19 protein-coding genes are annotated in these 19,370 nt (G+C 70.2%); 5 read left to right on the top strand and 14 right to left on the bottom strand.

Annotation, left to right across the window (positions count from 1 at the left end; translation table 11 throughout):
* Positions 1-4: 4 nt before the first annotated feature.
* From pheS to DJ021_RS03420, 8 genes are all read right to left on the bottom strand, one after another.
* Entirely contained in the window at positions 5-1,114 is a 1,110-nt protein-coding gene (pheS, locus tag DJ021_RS03455; RefSeq protein ID WP_111456216.1) for a phenylalanine--tRNA ligase subunit alpha, read from the bottom strand.
* Between the two features lie 261 nt (positions 1,115-1,375).
* Positions 1,376-1,732 (bottom strand): 50S ribosomal protein L20, encoded by a 357-nt coding sequence (gene rplT / locus DJ021_RS03450; protein WP_111456215.1) that lies wholly within the window; start codon positions 1,730-1,732, stop codon positions 1,376-1,378.
* Between the two features lie 15 nt (positions 1,733-1,747).
* The gene (gene rpmI / locus DJ021_RS03445) at positions 1,748-1,948 is read right to left on the bottom strand and encodes a 50S ribosomal protein L35 (protein WP_111456214.1); all 201 of its coding nucleotides are present in this window, start codon (positions 1,946-1,948) and stop codon (positions 1,748-1,750) included.
* Between the two features lie 128 nt (positions 1,949-2,076).
* Positions 2,077-3,270: an MFS transporter gene (locus DJ021_RS03440; RefSeq protein ID WP_111456213.1), complete on the bottom strand. Its 1,194-nt coding sequence runs from the start codon at positions 3,268-3,270 to the stop codon at positions 2,077-2,079.
* Positions 3,267-4,496 carry an MFS transporter gene (locus DJ021_RS03435; RefSeq protein ID WP_111456212.1) on the bottom strand — a complete coding sequence of 410 codons (1,230 nt, stop codon included), beginning with the start codon at positions 4,494-4,496 and terminating at the stop codon, positions 3,267-3,269. Before DJ021_RS03435 ends, DJ021_RS03440 begins: the two co-directional genes overlap by 4 nt.
* Before the next feature lie 124 nt (positions 4,497-4,620).
* On the bottom strand, positions 4,621-5,142 hold the full coding sequence (gene infC / locus DJ021_RS03430) for a translation initiation factor IF-3 (protein WP_111456211.1): 522 nt from the start codon (positions 5,140-5,142) through the stop codon (positions 4,621-4,623).
* 109 nt (positions 5,143-5,251) lie between these two features.
* Positions 5,252-6,241, bottom strand: coding sequence for a glycosyltransferase family 9 protein (locus tag DJ021_RS03425; protein ID WP_111456210.1), 990 nt, complete (start codon positions 6,239-6,241; stop codon positions 5,252-5,254).
* Entirely contained in the window at positions 6,241-7,404 is a 1,164-nt protein-coding gene (locus DJ021_RS03420; RefSeq protein WP_243625892.1) for a glycosyltransferase family 4 protein, read from the bottom strand. Before DJ021_RS03420 ends, DJ021_RS03425 begins: the two co-directional genes overlap by 1 nt.
* An 81-nt stretch (positions 7,405-7,485) precedes the next feature.
* Between DJ021_RS03420 and DJ021_RS03415 the strand changes: the two genes are divergently transcribed.
* The gene (locus DJ021_RS03415) at positions 7,486-8,235 is read left to right on the top strand and encodes an alpha/beta hydrolase (RefSeq protein WP_111456209.1); all 750 of its coding nucleotides are present in this window, start codon (positions 7,486-7,488) and stop codon (positions 8,233-8,235) included.
* On the opposite strand, the gene DJ021_RS03410 is transcribed toward DJ021_RS03415, so the two are convergent.
* The 3 genes from DJ021_RS03410 to DJ021_RS03400 all read right to left on the bottom strand — a co-directional run bounded on the left by DJ021_RS03410 (position 8,232) and on the right by DJ021_RS03400 (position 11,270).
* Complete coding sequence (locus tag DJ021_RS03410; RefSeq protein WP_111456208.1) at positions 8,232-9,092, bottom strand: NAD-dependent epimerase/dehydratase family protein; 861 nt, start codon at positions 9,090-9,092, stop codon at positions 8,232-8,234. The genes DJ021_RS03415 and DJ021_RS03410 overlap by 4 nt on opposite strands.
* Before the next feature lies 1 nt (position 9,093).
* Entirely contained in the window at positions 9,094-10,308 is a 1,215-nt protein-coding gene (locus DJ021_RS03405) for an NAD-dependent epimerase/dehydratase family protein (protein ID WP_111456207.1), read from the bottom strand.
* Positions 10,309-10,382: 74 nt separating this feature from the next.
* Positions 10,383-11,270 (bottom strand): UTP--glucose-1-phosphate uridylyltransferase, encoded by an 888-nt coding sequence (locus DJ021_RS03400; RefSeq protein ID WP_111456206.1) that lies wholly within the window; start codon positions 11,268-11,270, stop codon positions 10,383-10,385.
* 228 nt (positions 11,271-11,498) lie between these two features.
* Here DJ021_RS03400 and DJ021_RS03395 point away from each other — a divergent pair, with 228 nt between their 5' ends.
* Entirely contained in the window at positions 11,499-11,792 is a 294-nt protein-coding gene (locus DJ021_RS03395; protein ID WP_111456205.1) for a hypothetical protein, read from the top strand.
* Positions 11,793-11,904: 112 nt separating this feature from the next.
* On the opposite strand, the gene glmS is transcribed toward DJ021_RS03395, so the two are convergent.
* The gene (gene glmS, locus DJ021_RS03390; RefSeq protein ID WP_111456204.1) at positions 11,905-13,725 is read right to left on the bottom strand and encodes a glutamine--fructose-6-phosphate transaminase (isomerizing); all 1,821 of its coding nucleotides are present in this window, start codon (positions 13,723-13,725) and stop codon (positions 11,905-11,907) included.
* Between the two features lie 123 nt (positions 13,726-13,848).
* Between glmS and glmM the strand changes: the two genes are divergently transcribed.
* The 3 genes from glmM to DJ021_RS18800 all read left to right on the top strand — a co-directional run bounded on the left by glmM (position 13,849) and on the right by DJ021_RS18800 (position 16,442).
* The gene (glmM, locus tag DJ021_RS03385) at positions 13,849-15,201 is read left to right on the top strand and encodes a phosphoglucosamine mutase (protein ID WP_111456203.1); all 1,353 of its coding nucleotides are present in this window, start codon (positions 13,849-13,851) and stop codon (positions 15,199-15,201) included.
* Positions 15,202-15,328: 127 nt separating this feature from the next.
* Positions 15,329-16,180: a c-type cytochrome gene (locus tag DJ021_RS03380; protein WP_165837096.1), complete on the top strand. Its 852-nt coding sequence runs from the start codon at positions 15,329-15,331 to the stop codon at positions 16,178-16,180.
* A gap of 100 nt (positions 16,181-16,280) precedes the next feature.
* Positions 16,281-16,442, top strand: coding sequence for a hypothetical protein (locus DJ021_RS18800; RefSeq protein WP_165837095.1), 162 nt, complete (start codon positions 16,281-16,283; stop codon positions 16,440-16,442).
* Positions 16,443-16,473: 31 nt separating this feature from the next.
* On the opposite strand, the gene DJ021_RS03375 is transcribed toward DJ021_RS18800, so the two are convergent.
* On the bottom strand, positions 16,474-17,775 hold the full coding sequence (locus DJ021_RS03375) for a UDP-glucose dehydrogenase family protein (RefSeq protein ID WP_111456201.1): 1,302 nt from the start codon (positions 17,773-17,775) through the stop codon (positions 16,474-16,476).
* A gap of 89 nt (positions 17,776-17,864) precedes the next feature.
* Positions 17,865-19,367: a phosphomannomutase/phosphoglucomutase gene (locus tag DJ021_RS03370; RefSeq protein WP_111456200.1), complete on the bottom strand. Its 1,503-nt coding sequence runs from the start codon at positions 19,365-19,367 to the stop codon at positions 17,865-17,867.
* Positions 19,368-19,370 lie beyond the last annotated feature (3 nt).

The raw sequence follows: 19,370 nt of genomic DNA, 5'->3' as shown, positions 1-19,370 counted from the left end.
CTCCTCAGCTCAGGCCGGTGGCGGGGTTCGGCGCCGCGAAGGCCGAGAAGCCGTAGTGCTCCAGCCAGCGGACGTCGGCCGAGAACATGTCGCGTAGGTCGGGCATGCCGTATTTCAGCATCCCCAGCCGGTCGATGCCGAAGCCGAAGGCGAAGCCCTGCCAGACGTCGGGATCGAGGCCGCAGGTGCGCAGGATGTTGGGGTGGACCATCCCGCAGCCGACCACCTCCATCCAGTCGTCGCCCTGGCCGATCTTCACGTCGCCGCCGGAGCGGTCGCAGCGCACGTCGAGCTCGGCGCTGGGCTCGGTGAACGGGAAGTGGTGCGGCCGGAAGCGGGTCTCGACGCTGGGGGTCTCGAAGAAGCGGCTGATGAAGGTGTCCACGGTCCACTTCAGGTGACCCATGTGGATGTCCTTGCCGATCACCAGGCCTTCCATCTGGTGGAACATCGGGGTGTGGGTGGCGTCGCTGTCGGAGCGGTAGGTGCGGCCCGGCACGATGACGCGGATCGGCGGCTCCTGGCCGTTGGCGATCCAGGCCGGCAGCTTCTCGTTGAGCTTCTGCATCACGCGGACCTGCACGGGACTGGTGTGAGTGCGCAGCACCTTGCGCTCGCCGCGCTCGTCCTCCGGCAGCCAGAAGGTGTCGTGCATCTCCCGCGCCGGGTGCTTGGGCGGGAAGTTCAGCGCCGTGAAGTTGTGGAAGTCGTCCTCGATGTCCGGGCCTTCCGCCAGGCCGAAGCCCATCTCGGCGAAGATGGCGATCATCTCGTCGAGCACCTGCATGGTCGGGTGCACCGCGCCGCGGCGTTCCGGCGGCGGCGGCAGGGTGAGGTCGACGCGCTCCGACGCCAGCTTGGCGTCGAGTTCGGCGGCCTCCAGCGCGGCCTTGCGGGAGGCGATCGCCCCGCCGATCCGGTCGCGCAGGCCGTTGATCGCGGGGCCGCGCTCGCGGCGCTCGTCGGGGCTCATGGCGCCCAGGGTCTTCAGGAGCTCGGAGATGGATCCGGATTTGCCCAGCGCGGCGACGCGCACGGCTTCCAGGGCGGCCACGTCCTGGGCGGCGGCGACGGCCGCCGTCAGGTCGGCTTCGAGTTGGGAAATGTCGGTCATGGCGTTGCGGTTCTTAGAGGGGCTTCGGGGCGAGGGGAACCCGGACGGGGGGAGGGGGACCACGAAGTGGTGGAGGGGGCGCAAGGCGGCGGCGCGGAACTGGTGGCTTTGCGCCCCCGCCGTCTCGCCCTCGGCGGGCGATCCACCTCCCCCGTCGTCTTCGCGCCGGGGGAGGCGCGGAAAGAGGGCAGCAAAAAGCCCTCCGGCGGTTCGGCCGGAGGGCTTTGGAATGCTTCGGGATCCTGAAATCCCTTAAGCGGCCTAAGCCAGCGCGGCGCGAACCTTGTCTGCGATGGCCTTGAATCCGACCGGGTCGTTGCCCGCGATGTCCGACAGGACCTTGCGGTCGATTTCGATCCCGGCCCGATCCAGGCCGAAGATAAACTGCGAGTAGGTCATGCCTTCCAGGCGCGCCGCGGCGTTGATGCGCTGGATCCACAGGGCGCGGAAGTTGCGCTTGCGGACCTTACGGTCGCGATAGGAATACTGGCCGGCCTTGTCCACCGCGGCCTTGGCCGTGCGGATGGTGTTCTTCCGGCGCCCGTAGAAGCCTTTGGCTTGCTCCAGGACCTTCTTGTGCTTGGCGTGGGCGGTGACGCCCCGTTTGACGCGTGCCATCTGTCAGAGCTCCCCTTAAAGGCCGTACGGCATGAAGACTTTGATGAGCTTGGCGTCGGACGCGCTCATCACCTTCGTGCCTCGGTTCTGACGGATGTATTTGGCGTTGTGGCTGATGAGGCGGTGGCGCTTGCCGGCCACACCGGCCTTCAGCTTTCCGGACGCCGTCATCTTGAAGCGCTTCTTCACGCCTGACTTGGTCTTCAGTTTGGGCATTTCTCTGCGGAGCCGGAGCCCCGTCCTCTTGGCGTATTGATGAACCGCCCTGGCATGCCTTTGGCCAGGCGGCTCCGAAGGGAGCGGCTGATACGCGAAACCCTGCCGGAAAGCAAGGCGATGGCGGCTCAGCCGGGCCGCGGGGCCAGGCGCCGCACCTGGGCTGCGAACCACAGGGCCGGCAGGATCAGCAGCGCTGAGAAGGCGAACGGCGCGCCGGGCGCGACCAGCGAGAACAGCTGGCCGGCGAACACCGGGCCGCCGATGCGGGCCAGCGCCATGCCGCTCATGTTCAGGCCGAGCATCTCGCCCTGCCGGCCGGGCGGCGCGGACCGGGAGATCAGCGCCGTCAGGTTCGGGAAGCAGATCGACTGGCCGATGCAGACCAGGCCGAACCCGACCATCGCCACCGGCCAGATCGGCGACAACCACTGGGTGACAAGGCCGAAGGCCATGATCACCAGGCCGGCGGTCAGCACCCGCGCCTCGCCGTAGCTGCGCACCAGCCGCCCGGTCACCAGCCCCTGGCAGAGCGCGCCCAGCACGCCGATGCCCATGAAGGCCAGGCCGATCTCGCGCGGGCCCCAGCCGAACCGGCGCTCGGTCCACAGGCCATAGGTGGCCTCGATGCCGGCGAAGCCGGAGACGACGATGAAGCTGATGACCACCACCCGGCTGATCACCGGGTGGGCGAAGGCCTCGCGCAGGCGGGCCGCGCGCGGCGGGCGCGGGGCGGGCGGAACGTCGGGCCGGGTCTCGCGCACGAACACCACCACCGCCAGCGCCGAGGCCAGGGCGAAGCCCGCGGCCACCAGCAGCGGCAGCTGGAAGCCCAGCGCCCCGCGGCTGGGCTGGGCCAGGAGGCCGCCGATCGCCGGGCCGGTGGAGAAGCCGGCGCTGAAGGCCGCGCCCATCAGCCCCATGCGGGCGGCGCGGTGCTCCGGCGCGGTGATGTCGGCCATGGCGCCCTGCAGGGTGGAGATGTTGCCGGCGAACACCCCGCACAGGAAGCGCACCCCGAACGCCACCAGGATGTTGGGCGCGAACGCCAGGCCCGCATAGCTGACCGCCACCGCGGCGATGGTGATGATCAGCACCGGCTTGCGGCCGATCCGGTCGCTGAGCCGCCCCCAGAACGGCTCGCCGATGAACTGGCCGACCGAGAAGGCCGAGAACAGCAGCGTCACCTGCCAGGCCGGGGCGTGGAAGGCCTGGGCGAAGAACGGCAGCAGCGGGATCACCAGGCCGAAGCCGGCGATCATCAGGTAGATCACGCCCAGCAGGACGATCAGCGCGCGGCGCTCCTCGCCGGCGGCGCTCATGGGACTGGAACCTTGGTCGGCCGCTGGTCGGCCCGACGCGCGGCGCTGAGCGCCAGCAGGATCGCCGGGGCGACCACCACCGCGGCCTGGACGAAGGGCGCGTTGATGCTGATGGCGGCGAAGCTCACCCCGGCGCACAGCGGCCCCGCGAAGCGGGCGAAGGCGCCGGCGGCGTTGTTCAGGCCGAGGATCTGGCCCTGGCGGTGCGGGTCGGCGGTGCGCGAGATCAGGGCGCCGACGTTGGGGAAAGCCACCGACTGGCCCATGGCGGTGACGCACATCAGGCCGGTGGTCATCACCAGGCCGGTGGAGAACGGCTGCAGCGCCGCGCCCACCACCGTCAGCCCCATGCCGATCGCCAGCATGCGGCCGGCGCCGTAGCGCTCGGACATCGGGCCGGTGATGAAGAACTGGCTGATCGCCGAGACCACGGCGGCGAAGGCGAAGCAGATGCTGATCTGCCGCGGCCCCCAGCCGAACCGGGCCTGGCCCCACAGGCCGATGGTCGACTCGATGCCGGTGAAGGCGAAGCCGACCAGGAAGGTCAGCAGCATCAGCCGGCCGATGGCCGGATGGCGCGCGACCTCGCCCAGCGCCGCCCAGCGGTTGGGCCGCTGGCTGATGGTCTGTTCGCGCACCCGGCTCTCGCGGATGAACAGGGTCACGCACACCGCCGAGACCGCCGACAGCACCGCGGCGATCAGCAGCGGGATGCGGAAGCCCACCGGGCCGGCGTTGGCGTGGGCGAAGGCGCCGCCGAGCGCGGGGCCGAGGATCATGCCGACGCTCCAGGCCGCGCCCTGCCGCGACATCTGGCGGGCCCGGCGCTCCGGCGGCGTGACGTCGGCGATATAGCCCTGGATCACCGCGCCGTTGCCGCTGGCGAGGCCGCCCAGGAAGCGGATCACGAAGGCGGCGCCGATGCTCGGCGCGAAGGCCAGGGCCAGGTAGCAGAGGCAGTTGCCGGTGATGGTCGAGATCAGCAGCGGCTTGCGGCCGTACCTGTCGCTGAGCCGGCCCCAGAACGGCTCGCCGAAGAAGCCGCCCATGGAATAGGCCGAGAAGATCAGGCTGATCTGCCAGGGCGCCGCGTTGAACGACTTGGCGTAGAACGGCAGCAACGGGACGATGATCCCGAAGCCGAGCATGTTGATGAAGATGACGGCGATCAACGACGGCGCCGCCAGGCGAGGCGGCGACGCCTCCCGCGGCGCTGTGTCGGACATGTGAACGGTGGTAAGCCGCGCCGTCCGCGGCGGCAAGGCTCGCAGGGTGCGGTTTTCCGACGCCACATACGGAAACGGCCGCCCCGACGGGACGGCCGCTCCGGAAATCCTCAGGTCCGCGGGATCACCGCGGGGCGAGGATCATGATCATCTGACGGCCTTCCATGCGCGGCTCGTATTCGCACTTGGCGATCGGCTCGAAGTCCGCGCGGACCTTCTGCAGCAGCTTCATGCCGAGTTCGGGGTGGGCCAGCTCACGACCGCGGAAGCGCAGGGTGACCTTCACCTTGTCGCCCTCCTCGAAGAAGCGGTTCATCGCCCGCTGCTTCACTTCATAGTCGTGGATATCGATGTTGGGACGGAGCTTGATCTCCTTGATCTCCACCACCTTCTGCCGCTTGCGCGCCTCGTTCTTCTTCTTCTGCTCCTGGAACTTGAACTTGCCGTAGTCCAGGATCTTGCAAACGGGCGGATCCGCGTTCGGAACGATCTCCACCAGGTCGAGGCCGGCTTCTACGGCGGCTTCGAGCGCCGAGGAGGTGGGCATCACGCCCTGTTTTTCTCCAGCCTGATCGATGAGCAGGACACGGGGAACGCGGATTTCATCATTGATGCGCGGACCGTCTTTGACGGGCGGCGCCTGCATGGGGCGGCGAATAGGCTAGGCTCCGTAGGTTGTTTCAACGCAAGACGCCGGCGCGCAACGATGCGCTCCGGCCGCTTCTTACAGTATATGATCGAGCGACGGGGCGCTATCAAGCCGCGCCGGCGGTCGAGGGCGCAAGAGAGAGCGCCGCCTGTGCCACCGTAGCCACAGCCAGGTCCGACAAACGGTCGGCCCGCAGCACCGCCACCTTGCCGCGCGGGGCCGACAGCGCCGGATCCGAGGCGTTGGAGAACAGCACGACCGTGGGCGCGCCGGCGGCGGCCGCCAGGTGCAGCGGCCCGGTGTCGTTGCCCACCGCCAGCGCCGCCTTGGCCCCCAGCAGGGCCACGCGGGCGAAGTCGGTGCGGCCGGTCAGGTCGCGGGCGCGCGGCACCTCGCGCTGGATGGCGTGGGCCATCTGCGACTCCTGCGGGCCGCCGATGATCACCACGTCGAAGCCCTTGGCGTAGAGGATGCGGGCCAGCTCGGCGTACTTGTCGACCGGCCAGCGCTTCTCCGGCCGGTGCGAGGAGCCGCCGGGCACGAACAGCGCATAGGGCCGGGGCTTGACGCCGCCGGACACCGGATGCTCGGCCGGCAGGCTCTTCCACACCCACGACAGGTCGGGCGCAGGCGCGGTCCCCGGCGCGGTCGGCGCGTCGGGCCAGATGCCGGCGTACATCAGCTGGTCGGCCTGCCGCTCCAGGGTGTGCATGTGGTTCCGCAGCGGATTGCGGTGCGGCATCGAGCAGCCGAGGGCGATCCCGGACCACGCCGGCGGGTGCGGCCGCAGCGCCTGGAAGATGCGGTTGGACTGGGCGGAGGTCTGCAGGTCGTAGACCCGGTCGTAGCGCGCCTGCTTGATCCGCCTGCGGAGCGCCATCCACTGGCTGAAGTTCTCCGGCCGGCCGTCGGTCTGCACCGCGTTGAAATAGGGGCAGGTCTTGGCGAGGCCCTCGAACGGCGGGGTGGTGAGCAGGGTGATGTGCGCCTTGCGGTGCGCCTCGCGGATCTTCTTCATCGCCGCCAGGGCGAGCACGAAGTCGCCCAGCGCCGACAGCTTGATGACCAGGATCTTCTCGACGTCGCGGCGAGCCATCAGGCGCGAGCCTCCAGAATCCGCTCGTAGGCCCCGAGCGTCGCGGCGCACATGGCGTCGACCCGGTAGAGCTGGCGGGTGCGGCTCATGCCGCTCTCCCCCATCCGCAGCCGGGCGGCGGCGCCCAGGTCGATCGCCCGCGTCATGGCCTCGGCCCAGGCGGCGGGATCGCCCGGCGGGACCAGCCAGCCGGTGGTCCCGTCGACCACCGTCTCCACCGTGCCGCCGTGGTTGGACGCGATCACCGTGCGGCCCATGGCCTGCGGCTCGACGGCGGCGCGGCCGAAGGACTCCGGCACGGTGGTGGGCAACAGGGCCACGTCGCAGAGCAGGTAGGCGGCCGGCATGTCGTCGCAGTGGCCGACGATCTTCACCGCGTCCTGCAGCCCGGCCGCGGCGATCGCGGCGGTGAGCTCGGCGCCGTAGTCGGTGCGGCCCTGGTCGTCGCCGGCGAAGAGGATCAGGAAGTCGTGGCGACTCGCCGCCTTCATCTGCGCGGCGGCCTCGATGATCGTCAGGTGGCCCTTGATGCGGGTCAGCCGGCCGGCCAGCAGGAACCGCGTGCGCCGGTCGTCGGCGGCGATCCCCCAGGCCTCGCGCAGCGCCTCGGTGCGGAGCGGCGGGACCCATCCGGGGTTGAAGCGGTCGAGGTCGACGCCGCGCGGAATGCTGACGATCTTCGCCGGATCCAGGCCGTGCTCGGCCAGCACATGGTCGCGGGTGTAGTCGGAGTTGGCGATCACCAGGTCGCCGCGGGTCATCACCGCGTTGTACCAGCGCTTCAGCGCCGAATTGGCCTTGTAGACGCCGTGGTAGGTGGCGACGAACGGGGTCCGGGTCGCCTGCGCGGCCCACAGCGCCGAGAAGGCCGGGGCGCGCGAGCGGGCGTGCACCAGGCTGACCTTCTCGCGGCGGATCAGGTCCACCAGCCGCGAGGCGTTGCCCAGCATCACCAGCGGGTTCTTCGACTGCACGGGCATCTGCGCCAGCCGCCCGCCGTCGGCCTCCAGGCGCGCCACCATCCGCCCGCCGCGGGTGGCCACGAAAGCCCGGCCGCCGGCCTCGATGACGGCGCGCGCCACGTCGATGGTGGTCTGCTCGGCGCCGCCGGTTTCCAGCTCCGGGACGACCTGCAGAAGGGTGAAGTCAGGGGGAAGCGCCACGCCTCCTGCATAGCGCGAAACGGGCCGTCGTAAACACCGGCGAGCGCTGACGCGCGAGCTGTCGCAGGCTAAGAGGCGGGGATGAGCGAAACGCGCGGATATCTGAGCCGTCCGGACGGCGAGCGGCTGGCCTGGCGACAGGTGGCGGGGGCCGGTCCGACGCTGGTCTGGCTGGGCGGATTCCGCTCCGACATGGCCGGGACCAAGGCCGAAGCCCTGGCCGACTGGGCGCTGGCGCAGGGCCGCGCGTACCTGCGCTTCGACTACCTGGGTCATGGCGAGTCCGGCGGCGACTTCCAGGCCAAGGGGACCATCACCCGCTGGCGCGAGGACGCGCTGGCGGTGCTGGACGAGTTGGTCGAGGGCCCCGCCGTGCTGGTCGGCTCCTCCATGGGCGGCTGGATCGCCTGCCTGGCGGCCATGGCCCGGCCGCAGCGGGTGAGCGCCCTGGTGCTGGTCGCCCCGGCGCCGGATTTCACCGAAAAGCTGATGGCCCCGGAGATCCCGCCCGAGGGCCAGGCGGCCCTGCGCCAGGACGGCGTCTGGCTGCGGCCCTCCGACTACGGCGAGCCCTATCCGATCACCCGCGCCCTGCTGGAGGACGGCGCCCGCTGGTCGATCCTGCCGGGCCCCGTGCCCATCGAGGTCCCCGTGCGCATCCTGCAGGGCGGCGACGATCCGGACGTCCCCTGGCGCCACGCCCTGGAGCTGACGCAGGGCCTGAAGAGCGCCGACGTGGCCTTCACCCTGATCAAGGACGGCGACCACCGCCTGTCGCGCCCGCAGGACATCGAGCGCCTGCTCGCCGCGGTGGCCGAGGTCGCCGGCTAGCGCTCCGCGGCGAGCACGGCCTGCAAGCCCTCGCGGTAGGTCGGATAGGCCGGCCGCCAGCCGAGTTCGGCCTTGGCGCGGGCGTTGGAGACCCGCTTGCTCTCGGCGTAGAACCGTTGGGCGGCGAGCGAGAGCCCGGCGTCCGCCAGCGCCACCACCGGCGGCGGCGCCACGCCCAGCAGCCCGGCCGCGTAGGCGACCACTTCCCCGTTCGGAGCCGGCGCGTCGTCGCAGAGATTGTAGATGCCCCCCGCCCGCGGCCGCGCCATGGAGGCCTCCAGGCCCGCGGCGAGGTCGTCCACGTGGATCCGGGAGAACACCTGGCCCGGGGCTGCGATGCTCCGCGCCTCGCCGGCCCGCAGGCGGTCGAGCGCCGAGCGGCCGGGGCCGTAGATCCCCGGCAGGCGGAAGGCCGTGACCGTCAGTCCCATGCCGCGGCCGACCTCCAGCCAGCCGCGTTCGGCGGCCACCCGGCGCGCGCCCTCCACCGACTGCGCCGCCAGCCGGCTCGTCTCGAACACCCAGCCGCCGCGCCGGTCCCCGTAGACGCCGGTGGTGGAGAGATAGCCGATCCAGTCGGGGAAGGCGCCGGCCCGGGCCATGGCGGGAACCAGCAGCGGCAGCGCCGGGCACCCCTGCGGCCCCGGCGGCGCGGTGACCAGCAGGGCGTCGGTGGCGGCCAGCGCCTGGGCGAGGCGGTCGCCCTGGTCGATCGGGATGGCGTCCACGCCCTGCGCGGCGAGGCGGGCGACCTCGGCGGCGTCGCGCACCGTGGCGGCCACCTGCCAGCCCTGCGGCGCGAGGCGGCGAGCGAGCGCGCGGGCGGCGTAGCCGAAACCGAAGACCAGGAGCCGCACTCTATTCGGCGGCGACCGCCGCCTCCGGGCCGGCGCCGGCGGCCGCCGCGGCGCGCTCGGCGTTCCAGCAGGAGACGCAGGGGATCTTCGAGAGGTCGGCGCGGCCGGCGTAGGTCCGGGCGATCTCGGCCACCTCCATCAGCAGGCCGTCCTCCAGGGTGATCGGGTCCAGGCCGTAGCCCAGCAGCCGGCGGTTCTCGACGCAGAGCTCGTTCTCGTCGGCCTCCTGGCGCGGGTTGGGCAGGTGGGCGACCTCCGCCCCGGTCAGGCCGGCGACCATCTGGGCCAACTGGCGCACCTGCCAGCATTCGGTCATCTGGTTCATCACCTTCACCCGCTCGCCGCGCTCGGGCGGATGGGAGAGCGCCAGCTCCACGCAGCGCACGGTGTCCTGGATGTTGATGAAGGCCCGCGTCTGGCCGCCGGGGCCGTGCACGGTCAGCGGATAGCCGACCGCCGCCTGCATCAGGAAGCGGTTGAGCACGGTGCCGTAGTCGCCGTCGTAGTCGAAGCGGTTGACCAGCCGCGGGTCCAGCCGGGTCTCCCGGGTCTGGGTGCCCCAGACGATCCCCTGGTGCAGGTCGGTGATCCGCAGCCGATCGTTGCGGGCGTAGAACTGGAAGAGCAGGGCGTCCTGGGTCTTGGTCAGGTGGTAGATCGAGCCGGGATTGGCCGGATAGAGGATCTCGCGCTCGGCCCAGCCGTCCGGCGTCTCCACCTTCACGGTCAGGTAGCCCTCCGGGATCGACATGCCGGCGGTGCCGTAGCCGTAGACGCCCATGGTGCCCAGGTGGGCCAGATGGATATCCAGGCCGCTCTCGACAATCGCCGCCAGGATGTCGTTGGTGGCGTTGAGGTTGTTGTCGACGGTGTAGCGCTTGTGGCGGGCCGACTTCATCGAATAGGGCGCGGCGCGCTGCTCGGCGAAATGCACCACCGCGTCCGGGCTCCAGGCCTTCAGCAGCGCCAGCAGGGCGTCGTAGTCCTTGCCGACGGTGATGTCGTGGAAGCCGATGGTCCGGCCGGTCACCTCGCGCCAGGCATCCAACCGGTCCTCGATGGTCGCGATGGGCGTCAGCGAGCCCGCGCCCAACTCCTCGTCGATCCGTCGGCGGGACTGGTTGTCGACCACGGTCACCTCGTGGCCGCGCGCCGACAGGTGAAGGGCTGTCGGCCAACCGCAGAAACCGTCGCCGCCGAGGACGAGTATGCGCATCGTTACTCCCCGAACCGCACATCCCCCCTGCAAGGGCTAACGCACGATCATTGTTTTCGGAAGTCCAACCTGCGTCAACCTGCCGCAGGGGCCTGGAGGAGCGCCTGGATCGCCGCGCGCGCCTGGTCCGCCAGGTCCGGCCGGCGCAGGGCGAAGGCGACGTTGGCCCGCAAGAGGCCGATCTTGTCGCCGCAGTCGTAGGTGATCCCCTGGTACTCCAGGGCGTGGAAGGACTGGACCTTCATCAGGTTGGCCATGCCGTCGGTCAGCTGGATCTCGCCGCCGGCGCCGCGCTCCTGGGTCTCCAGGATCTCGAAGATCTCCGGCTGCAGGATGTAGCGGCCCGAAATGAACAGGTTCGACGGCTCGGTACCGGGAGCCGGCTTCTCGACCATGCCGGTCATGCGGTTGAGGCGGCCGTCCCGGCCGTCGAGGGCGACGATCCCGTACTTGTGCGCCTCGCCTTCAGGCGCGGGCTCGACGACCACGATGTTGCCGCCGACCTTGTCGTAGGCGCTGACCGCCTGGGCCAGCGCCGCGGGCTCGGCGGCCATCAGCATGTCCGGCAGCATGACCGCGAACGGCTCGTCGCCGATCACGTCGCGGGCGCACCAGACCGCGTGGCCGAGGCCGAGCGGCGCCATCTGGCGGATGAAGCTCATCTGGCCGGGCTGCGGCAGGTCGCGGCGCACGTCGGCCAGGATCTCGACCTTGCCCTTGGCCTCGAGGATGGCCTCGATCTCGGGACTGGAGTCGAAATAGTCCTCGATAGCGCCCTGGCCGCGTCCGACGATGAAGACGAAGTGCTCGATGCCGGCGGCGCGCGCCTCCTCCACGATGTAGGAGAGGATCGGCCGGTCGACGACGTTCAGCAGGTTCTTGGGCGTGGTCTTCGCCCCCGGCAGCACACGGGTCCCCAGGCCCGCCACCGGCAGGACCGCCTTACGCACGCGTCTTGTCATCAAACCCCTCCGAGTGGCGCCCGATCCCTAAGCTTCAGCATCAGGCTAGCCGCCAAACGCACACGCCGGCCTGACGATCCCTGAGAGCGCACTAGAAGACGGCTCTGCTTGAATCCACCGTTCGTGCGACAAAAATTCACGCCGAATGCATGATCACGATTTCGGGAACACACGAAGCTGTGTAAGAGTCCCGTCTCGTCGGGGGATAGTCCTCCAGGGGAACCTACCATGAAACTGCGTATCCTGACTTCGGTCGCCGTCGCCGCCGTCCTCGTCGCCGGCCTCTCGGCTTGCCAAAAGAAGGCCGACACCACCGCGACGGACACCGCCGCGACCGCGCCGGCTGACAGCGCCACGACCACCACGACCACCACGACCCCGCCGGCCGACGCTTCGGCGACCGCGACCACGCCTCCGGCCGACGCCACGACCACCACGACGGCGCCCGCCACGGGCTCGATGTCGACCACGGCTCCGGCCACGTCGTCCACGACGACCACGACGACCCCGGCTCCGAAGTAAGACGGTAGCGTGCGGCCGCTCCCTCCGCGGGGCGGCCGCCGCACTTTCTGCTGATGTCTGCGACGCGAACGGCCGCCCTGCGAGGGGCGGCCGTCGTCGTTTCAGGGCGCGCCTATTCGACGGTGACGGACTTGGCGAGGTTCCGCGGCTGGTCGACGTCCGCGCCTTTCTGCAAGGCCACGTGGTAGGCCAGGAGCTGGATCGGCGCCGACATCACCAGGGGCGCGATCAGCGGGTCGCAGCGCGGGGCCGTCACCACCACCCGCGCGCCGGCGGGCGCGTGCCGCTCGCCGTCCGGGTCGGTGATGAACACCACCTGGCCGCCGCGGGCCATGACCTCGCTCATGTTCGAGGCTGACTTCTCGAAGTAGCTGTCGAAGGGCGCCAGGATGACGATCGGCGTGTGCTCGTCGACCAGCGCGATCGGGCCGTGCTTCAGCTCGCCGGCGGCATAGCCCTCGGCGTGGATGTAGCTGATCTCCTTGAGCTTCAGCGCCCCTTCCAGCGACAGCGGATACATCGGTCCGCGGCCCAGGTAGAGCACGTCCCGGGCCTTGGCGACCTCGACGGCGATGCCGCGCACGGCGTCTTCCAGCTGGATGGATTCGGCGATCAGCCGCGGGGCCTCCAGTAGCACGCGGACCAACCGCTGCTCCTCGGCCTCGTCGATCCGGCCGCGGGCCCGCGCCGCGGCCACCGCCAGCGCCGTCAGGACGCTCACCTGGGCGGTGAAGGCCTTGGTGGACGCCACCCCGATCTCCGGACCGCAGTGGATCGGCCAGATCACGTCGACCTCGCGGGCGATGGTGGATTCCACCGTGTTGACGATGGCCGCGCTCTTCATGCCCTTGGCCTGGCAATAGCGCAGCGCCGCCAGGGTGTCGGCGGTCTCGCCGGACTGCGACATGGCGATGGCCAGCGACCCGGCGTTGAGGGCCGGCTCGCGGTAGCGGAATTCCGAGGCGATCTCCACGTCCACCGGCAGGTCCGCCAGCTTCTCGATCAGGTACTTCCCCATCATGCCGGCGATGTAGGAGGTGCCGCAGGCGACGATCTGGATGCGCTCGATGGCCTTGAAGTCGAGGCCGCCCGGCACGGCGGTGCGGTCGGTGAGGGTGTCCACATAGGCCGCGATGGTGCGCTGGCACCCTTCCGGCTGGTCGTGGATCTCCTTCTCCATGAAGTGGCGGTAGTTGCCCTTCTCCATGACCGCGGCCGACGCCGCCAGCGTCTTGATCGGCCGATCGGCCGGCAGGCCGGCGTGGTCGAAGATCTTGGCGCTGTGGTGGTCGACCACCACGTAGTCGCCGTCCTCGAGATAGGCCACGCGGTTGGTGAAGGGCCCGAGCGCCAGGCCGTCGGAGCCGACGAACATCTCGCCGTCGCCATAGCCCACCGCCAGCGGCGGGCCGTTGCGGGCGCCCAGGATGACCTCCTGCTCGCCGCCCACCAGCACCGCCAGGGCGTAGGCGCCGCGCAGCCGGTCGAGGGTCGCCTTGAACGCCGCCACCGGCTCCAGGCCGTCGTTCAGCGTCTCGTCGAGGAGTTGGGCGACGACCTCGGTGTCGGTGTCGCTGGAAAACACGCGGCCCTTGGCCTGCAATTCGGCCTTCAGCTCGGCGAAGTTCTCGATGATGCCGTTGTGCACCACCGCGACGCGGCCGGCGATATGCGGGTGGGCGTTGCGCTCGGTGGGGGCGCCGTGGGTGGCCCAGCGCGTGTGGCCGATGCCGGTGGCGGCGGGCAGCGGGTGGTCGGCGAGCACCGCCTCCAGCTCGCGCAGCTTGCCGGGCGCGCGCCGACGCTCCAGCTTGCCGTCGATCTGCGCGGCCACGCCCGCCGAGTCATAGCCCCGGTATTCGAGGCGCCTGAGGCTCTCGACGAGCCGTTCGGCGACGGGCTTGGTTCCGACGATGCCGATGATCCCGCACATGTGGCTATGGCTTCCTTTATGATAATGGCGAACCTTGCGGCCACGGCCGTAACGCAGCGGCTTTAGCATTCGCCAAGCCGACGTCGACTAAATCTGAGTTTCCGATCGTTTCGAGAGCAATCGATGAGCAAGCGCGCCTATTTCGGCACCGACGGCATCCGTGGCCAGGCCAACCGCTATCCGATGACCGCGGAGGTGGCGCTCCGCGTCGGTCTGGCGGCCGGCAAGCTGTTCATGTCGAAGGACGACCGCCGCCACCTGGTGGTGATCGGCAAGGACACCCGGCTGTCGGGCTACATGATCGAGCCGGCCCTGGTGGCCGGCTTCACCAGCGTCGGCATGGACGTGCGGCTGTTCGGGCCGCTGCCCACCCCGGGCGTGGCGATGATGACCCGCAGCCTGCGCGCCGACCTCGGCGTGATGATCTCGGCGTCGCATAACGTGTTCTCCGACAACGGCATCAAGCTGTTCGGCCCCGACGGCTACAAGCTGTCGGACGAGCGCGAGCTGGAGATCGAGGCGCTGATGGACCAGGGCCTCACCGAAGGCCTCGCCCCGCCGACCGGCCTTGGCCGCGTGCAGCGGATCGACGACTGCCAGGCGCGCTACGTGGAGATCGCCAAGGCCACCTTCCCGCGGCGGCTGAACCTCACCGGCATGCGGGTGGTGATCGATTGCGCCAACGGCGCGGCCTACAAGGTGGCGCCCGAGGCGCTCTACGAGCTGGGCGCCGAGGTGATCTCGGTGGGGGTCGCCCCGAACGGCTTCAACATCAACGAGGAGTGCGGCTCCACCAGTCCCGCGGCCATGCAGAAGATGGTCAAGGAGTACCGCGCCGACATCGGCATCGCGCTGGACGGCGACGCCGACCGGCTGGTGATCTGCGACGAGCGCGGCCAGATCGTCGACGGCGACCAGATCATGGCGCTGATCGCCGACCACTGGGCCAGGCGCGACCGCCTGACCGGCGGCGGGGTGGTGGCGACGGTGATGTCCAACCTGGGCCTCGAGCGGTTCCTCAAGTCCCGCAGCCTGACCCTGGAGCGGACGCAGGTCGGCGACCGCTACGTGATGGCCAAGATGCGCGAGGGCGGCTTCAACCTGGGCGGCGAACAGTCCGGCCACATCATCCTGCGCGACTTCGCCACCACCGGCGACGGCCTGCTGGCCGCCCTGCAGGTGCTGGCGGTGCTGAAGGACTCCGACAAGCCGATGAGCGCGCTGGCGCGCCAGTTCGAGCCGGTGCCGCAACTGCTGGAGAACGTCCGCTTCGGCGGCGGCAAACCGCTGGAAAGCGACCAGGTGAAGGTGGTCATCGCCGACGCCGAACAGAAGCTCAACGGCTCGGGCCGGATCGTGGTCCGCGCCTCCGGCACCGAGCCCCTGATCCGCATCATGGCCGAGGGCGACGACGCCAAGCTGGTCAGCCAGGTGGTCAAGGAGATCGCCGGGGCGGTGAAGAAGGCCGCCGCCTAGGGATTCTGCAAACCCGCAGACCCCTCCTGCAATAGCGCTGATTGCGGCCCGCCCGGGCGCCGATTAATCCCCCCGATCCGCGAACGTCGGTCTGCGAAGGCCGGCGTCGGAAGCTGGGGAGGGGATGATGAAGCGTGTTCTGAAGAGGCTGGCCTATGGCGCCGGCGCCCCTGTGGTCGGGGCGGCGTTCGTGGCCTTGGGCGGCTTCGCGGCCAGCGAGGTGATGATTCGCATGCCGCCGCGGCCCGGTCCGACGCCCGCCATCGTTGCGGCCAACGACCCCGGCGCCGTCGAGCGCGGCCGTCGGCTGGCGACGGTCTCCGGCTGCCACGACTGCCACGGCAAGGATCTGTCCGGGAAGCTGTTCCACGACGATCCGGCGATGGTGCGGGCCTGGGCGCCGAACCTGACCCTGGCCGCCGCCCAGCAGTCCGACGCCCAGCTCGCCCGGGCGATCCGCCATGGCGTCGCCGCCGACGGCCGGCCCCTGTGGATCATGCCGTCGAGCGCCTTTTCCAAGTTCTCCGACGCCGAGACGGCCGACCTGCTGGCCTATCTGCGCAGCGTCCCGCCCACGGGGGCCCGCCAGCCGCGGCTGCAGGTCGGACCGGTGGGGCGCCTCGCCGTGCTGCTCGGCAAGTTCCACTCCGAGCCGGCGACGCTCAAGGCCAATGGCGGCCTCGACCTGCCGGACCTCGGCCCGGAGCACGCCCAGGGCCGGGCGGTGGCCCGCGCCTGCGTCGAGTGCCACGGCCCCGAGCTGAAGGGCAGCGCCCTGGTGAAGTCGCCGGACCTCGCCATCGCCGGGGCCTACGACCTGAACGACTTCGAGCGGCTGCTGCGCACCGGGATCGCCGCCGGCGACCGCAAGCTCGGCCTGATGTCGGAGATCGCACCGGCCCGTTTCAACGTCCTCAGCCACGAGGAGATCGCGGCCCTGCACGCCTACCTGCGGGCGCGGGCCGAGCAGGCCTCCTGAGGCGCGGCGGCAACCCTACCCAAGCGTTAACGGTTATGTCAGTCTCGACTCCTCCGCGGCGCTCGACCGGCGCGGACTCGAAAAAGAGATCGGAGGAAACATGCGGCGCAACCTCGCCTTCGGAGGTCCGACGCGGCCGCTGGGCAGGAGCGTAAGCTCCATCGCCTGCCTGGCCTTCGTCGTCTTCCTGGCTGTCGCCTTCTGGGCGGGCGCCCTGTGGATCGGCCAGTTCCTGCTGCGGGTGAGTTCGTCCGGCTTCTGACGATCCCGGGCAGGCGAGCGTCGCCGCCCGCTTACGCCCGGCCGACGCTCGTATAGAGGAAGCCGCGGGCCTGCATGTCTTCCGGCTTGTAGATGTTCCTGAGGTCGACCAGCACCGGCTTGTTCATCAGCAGCTTGATGCGGTCGAGGTCGAGCGCCCGGAACTGGTCCCATTCGGTGATGATCACCAGCACGTCGGCGCCTTCGGCCACGTCGTAGGGGTTGGCCTTGAAGTCCACCCCGGTCAGCATCGTCTGCGCCTCGTGGCCCTCCGGATCGAAGGCCTGCACCTTGGCGCCCTGGGCCTGCAGGGCCGGCACGATGTCCAGCGCCGGGGCGTCGCGCATGTCGTCGGTGTTTGGCTTGAAGGTCAGGCCCAGCACCCCCACCGTCTTGCCCGCGAGGTCGCCGGCGACCGCGCGGCTGACCTTCGCAGCCATGGCCTTCTTGCGCGCGTCATTGACCTTCACCGTGGTCTCGATCAGCTCGACCGGCGAGCCGGCGGCGCGGGCGGTGCGCACCAGGGCCAGCGTGTCCTTCGGGAAGCAGGAGCCGCCGTAGCCCGGGCCGGCGTTCAGGAACTTGCCGCCGATGCGGCCGTCCAGGCCGATGCCGCGCGCCACCTGCTGGACGTCGGCGCCGACGGCTTCGCAGAGGTCGGCGACCTCGTTGATGAAGGTGATCTTCATCGCCAGGAACGCGTTGGCGGCGTACTTGATCAGCTCGCTGGTGCGGCGGCTGGTGAACAGGATCGGCGTCTCGTTGAGGTAGAGCGGCCGGTAGAGCTCGCGCATCACCGCCTTGGCCCGCTCGTCCTGCGTGCCCACCACCACCCGGTCTGGGCGCTTGAAGTCCTCGATCGCCGCGCCCTCGCGCAGGAACTCCGGGTTGGAGACCACGGCCACGTCGGCGTCGGGGCGCGTTTCCTTGATGATGGCCTCGATCTCGTCGCCGGTGCCCACCGGCACGGTCGACTTGGTGACCACGACGGTGAAGCCGTCCAGCAGGCCGGCGATCTCCTCGGCGGCGGCATGGACGTAGGACAGGTCGGCGTGGCCGTCGCCGCGGCGCGAGGGCGTGCCCACCGCGATGAACACCGCGTCCGCGTCCTTCACGGCCTCGGCCGCGTCGGTGGAGAAGAACAGCCGCCCGGCCTTGACGTTGCTGGCCACCAGCAGGTCCAGCCCCGGCTCATAGATCGGAATGCCGCCGGCCTTCAGGCGCTCGATCTTGCCGGCGTCCTTGTCGATGCAGGTCACCGTGTGGCCGAAGTCGGCGAAACAGGCGCCGCTGACCAGGCCCACATAGCCTGTCCCGATCATCGCCACGTGCATGCGTCATCCCCCAAACAACCGAGGCCTTTCACCACGCGGCGAGGGCCGAAACAACAGCTGCGCCGCCGCAGGCCGGCAAAAACCAGGCCTCAGATTTCCTGGTTGTAGGCGCCGACTTCCGGCCGCTTCGCCAGGCGCGGCTTCACTTCCTCGCGGAACAGGGCGCGCATGTCGTCCTCGCTGCGCTGGCTCTCCACCACCACGACGATCTCCGGCTTGTTGGAGGAGGCGCGCACCAGCACCCAGGAGCCGTCCTCCAGCGCCACGCGGACGCCGTTGACGGTGATCAGGTCGACGATCTTGCGGCCCAGGATGGTCCCGCCGGCGTCGCGCAGGGCGGTGTATTCGGCGACCACCTCGTCCACCAGGCCGTACTTCACCTCGTCGGCGACGTGCGGGCTCATGGTCAGGGAGGTGTAGGCGACCGGCAGGGCCCGCTTCAGGTCGGAGAGCTTCTTGTCCGGGTTGCGGTCCAGCATCGCCAGGATGGCGGCGGCGGCGACGATGCCGTCGTCATAGCCGCGGCCGATCGGCGGGTTGAAGAAGAAGTGGCCGCTCTTCTCGAACCCGGCCAGGGCGCCCAGCTCGGCGGTCTTGCGCTTGATGTAGGAGTGGCCGGTCTTCCAGTAGACGGTGTTGGCGCCGTTCGCCTTCAGCACCTCGTCGGTGGCGAACAGGCCGGTCGACTTCACGTCGACCACGAAGGTGGCGTCCTTGTGCAGGTAGGACAGGTCGCGGGCGAGCATCAGCCCGATCTTGTCGGCGAAGATCTCCTCGCCCTCGTCGTCCACCACCCCGCAGCGGTCGCCGTCGCCGTCGAAGCCGAGCGCCAGGTCGGCGCCGAACTCGCGCACCGCCTTGGCCATCTCGTGCAGCATGGCGGCGTCTTCGGGGTTCGGGTTGTACTTCGGGAAGTTCCAGTCGAGCTTGCAGTCCATCTCGTAGACCACCGCCACGCCCATCCGCCGCAGGGCTTCGGGCGCAAAGGCGCCGGCCGTGCCGTTGCCGCAGGCGCAGACCACCTTCAGCGGCCGCCTGATGCCGGCGCGGCTGGCGGCGTCGGCGATGTAGCGTTCGCGCACGCCGTCGACCTGGGCGACCGAGCCGTCCGGCCGCTGCTTCCAGGTCCCGCCGAGCACGATCTCCTTCAGCCGGCCCATCTCGTCGGGGCCGAAGGTCAGCGGGCGCTGGGCGCCCATCTTCACGCCGGTCCAGCCGTTCTCGTTGTGGCTGGCGGTGACCATGGCCACGCACGGCGCGTCGAGGTCGAACTGGGCGAAATAGGCCATCGGCGAGGTCGCCAGGCCGATGTCGATCACCTCGCAGCCGGCCGCCACCAGGCCGATGGTCAGGGCCTGCTTGATGGACAGCGAATAGGACCGGTAGTCGTGGCCGACCACGATCCGCTTCTGGCCGAGCTCGTGGATATAGGTGCCGAGCCCCAGGCCCAGCGCCTGGACGCCCAGCAGGTTGATCTCCGGCCCGAACAGCCAGCGCGCGTCGTATTCGCGGAAGCCGGTGGCCTTCACCAGCGGGAGGACCTCGTAATCGAAGGTGTTGGCGATCAGGTCGGCGCGGGGAGCAGGCAGCATCGG

This window comes from Phenylobacterium hankyongense, from assembly GCF_003254505.1.
Taxonomy (GTDB): domain Bacteria; phylum Pseudomonadota; class Alphaproteobacteria; order Caulobacterales; family Caulobacteraceae; genus Phenylobacterium; species Phenylobacterium hankyongense.
Note: the sequence above shows the minus strand (reverse complement) of the source record. Positions and strands in the feature narration are given on the sequence as shown.

Coding starts and splice junctions, on each gene's coding strand:
- DJ021_RS03370 (WP_111456200.1), bottom strand. CDS start 19,367: ATGCTGCCTGCTCCCCGCGCCGACCTGATCGCCAACACCTTCGATTAC.
- DJ021_RS03435 (WP_111456212.1), bottom strand. CDS start 4,496: ATGTCCGACACAGCGCCGCGGGAGGCGTCGCCGCCTCGCCTGGCGGCG.
- DJ021_RS03400 (WP_111456206.1), bottom strand. CDS start 11,270: ATGACAAGACGCGTGCGTAAGGCGGTCCTGCCGGTGGCGGGCCTGGGG.
- DJ021_RS03415 (WP_111456209.1), top strand. CDS start 7,486: ATGAGCGAAACGCGCGGATATCTGAGCCGTCCGGACGGCGAGCGGCTG.
- DJ021_RS03380 (WP_165837096.1), top strand. CDS start 15,329: ATGAAGCGTGTTCTGAAGAGGCTGGCCTATGGCGCCGGCGCCCCTGTG.
- rplT (WP_111456215.1), bottom strand. CDS start 1,732: ATGGCACGCGTCAAACGGGGCGTCACCGCCCACGCCAAGCACAAGAAG.
- DJ021_RS03405 (WP_111456207.1), bottom strand. CDS start 10,308: ATGCGCATACTCGTCCTCGGCGGCGACGGTTTCTGCGGTTGGCCGACA.
- DJ021_RS03440 (WP_111456213.1), bottom strand. CDS start 3,270: ATGAGCGCCGCCGGCGAGGAGCGCCGCGCGCTGATCGTCCTGCTGGGC.
- DJ021_RS03425 (WP_111456210.1), bottom strand. CDS start 6,241: ATGGCTCGCCGCGACGTCGAGAAGATCCTGGTCATCAAGCTGTCGGCG.
- DJ021_RS03375 (WP_111456201.1), bottom strand. CDS start 17,775: ATGCACGTGGCGATGATCGGGACAGGCTATGTGGGCCTGGTCAGCGGC.
- DJ021_RS18800 (WP_165837095.1), top strand. CDS start 16,281: ATGCGGCGCAACCTCGCCTTCGGAGGTCCGACGCGGCCGCTGGGCAGG.
- glmS (WP_111456204.1), bottom strand. CDS start 13,725: ATGTGCGGGATCATCGGCATCGTCGGAACCAAGCCCGTCGCCGAACGG.
- rpmI (WP_111456214.1), bottom strand. CDS start 1,948: ATGCCCAAACTGAAGACCAAGTCAGGCGTGAAGAAGCGCTTCAAGATG.
- DJ021_RS03395 (WP_111456205.1), top strand. CDS start 11,499: ATGAAACTGCGTATCCTGACTTCGGTCGCCGTCGCCGCCGTCCTCGTC.
- pheS (WP_111456216.1), bottom strand. CDS start 1,114: ATGACCGACATTTCCCAACTCGAAGCCGACCTGACGGCGGCCGTCGCC.
- infC (WP_111456211.1), bottom strand. CDS start 5,142: ATGCAGGCGCCGCCCGTCAAAGACGGTCCGCGCATCAATGATGAAATC.
- glmM (WP_111456203.1), top strand. CDS start 13,849: ATGAGCAAGCGCGCCTATTTCGGCACCGACGGCATCCGTGGCCAGGCC.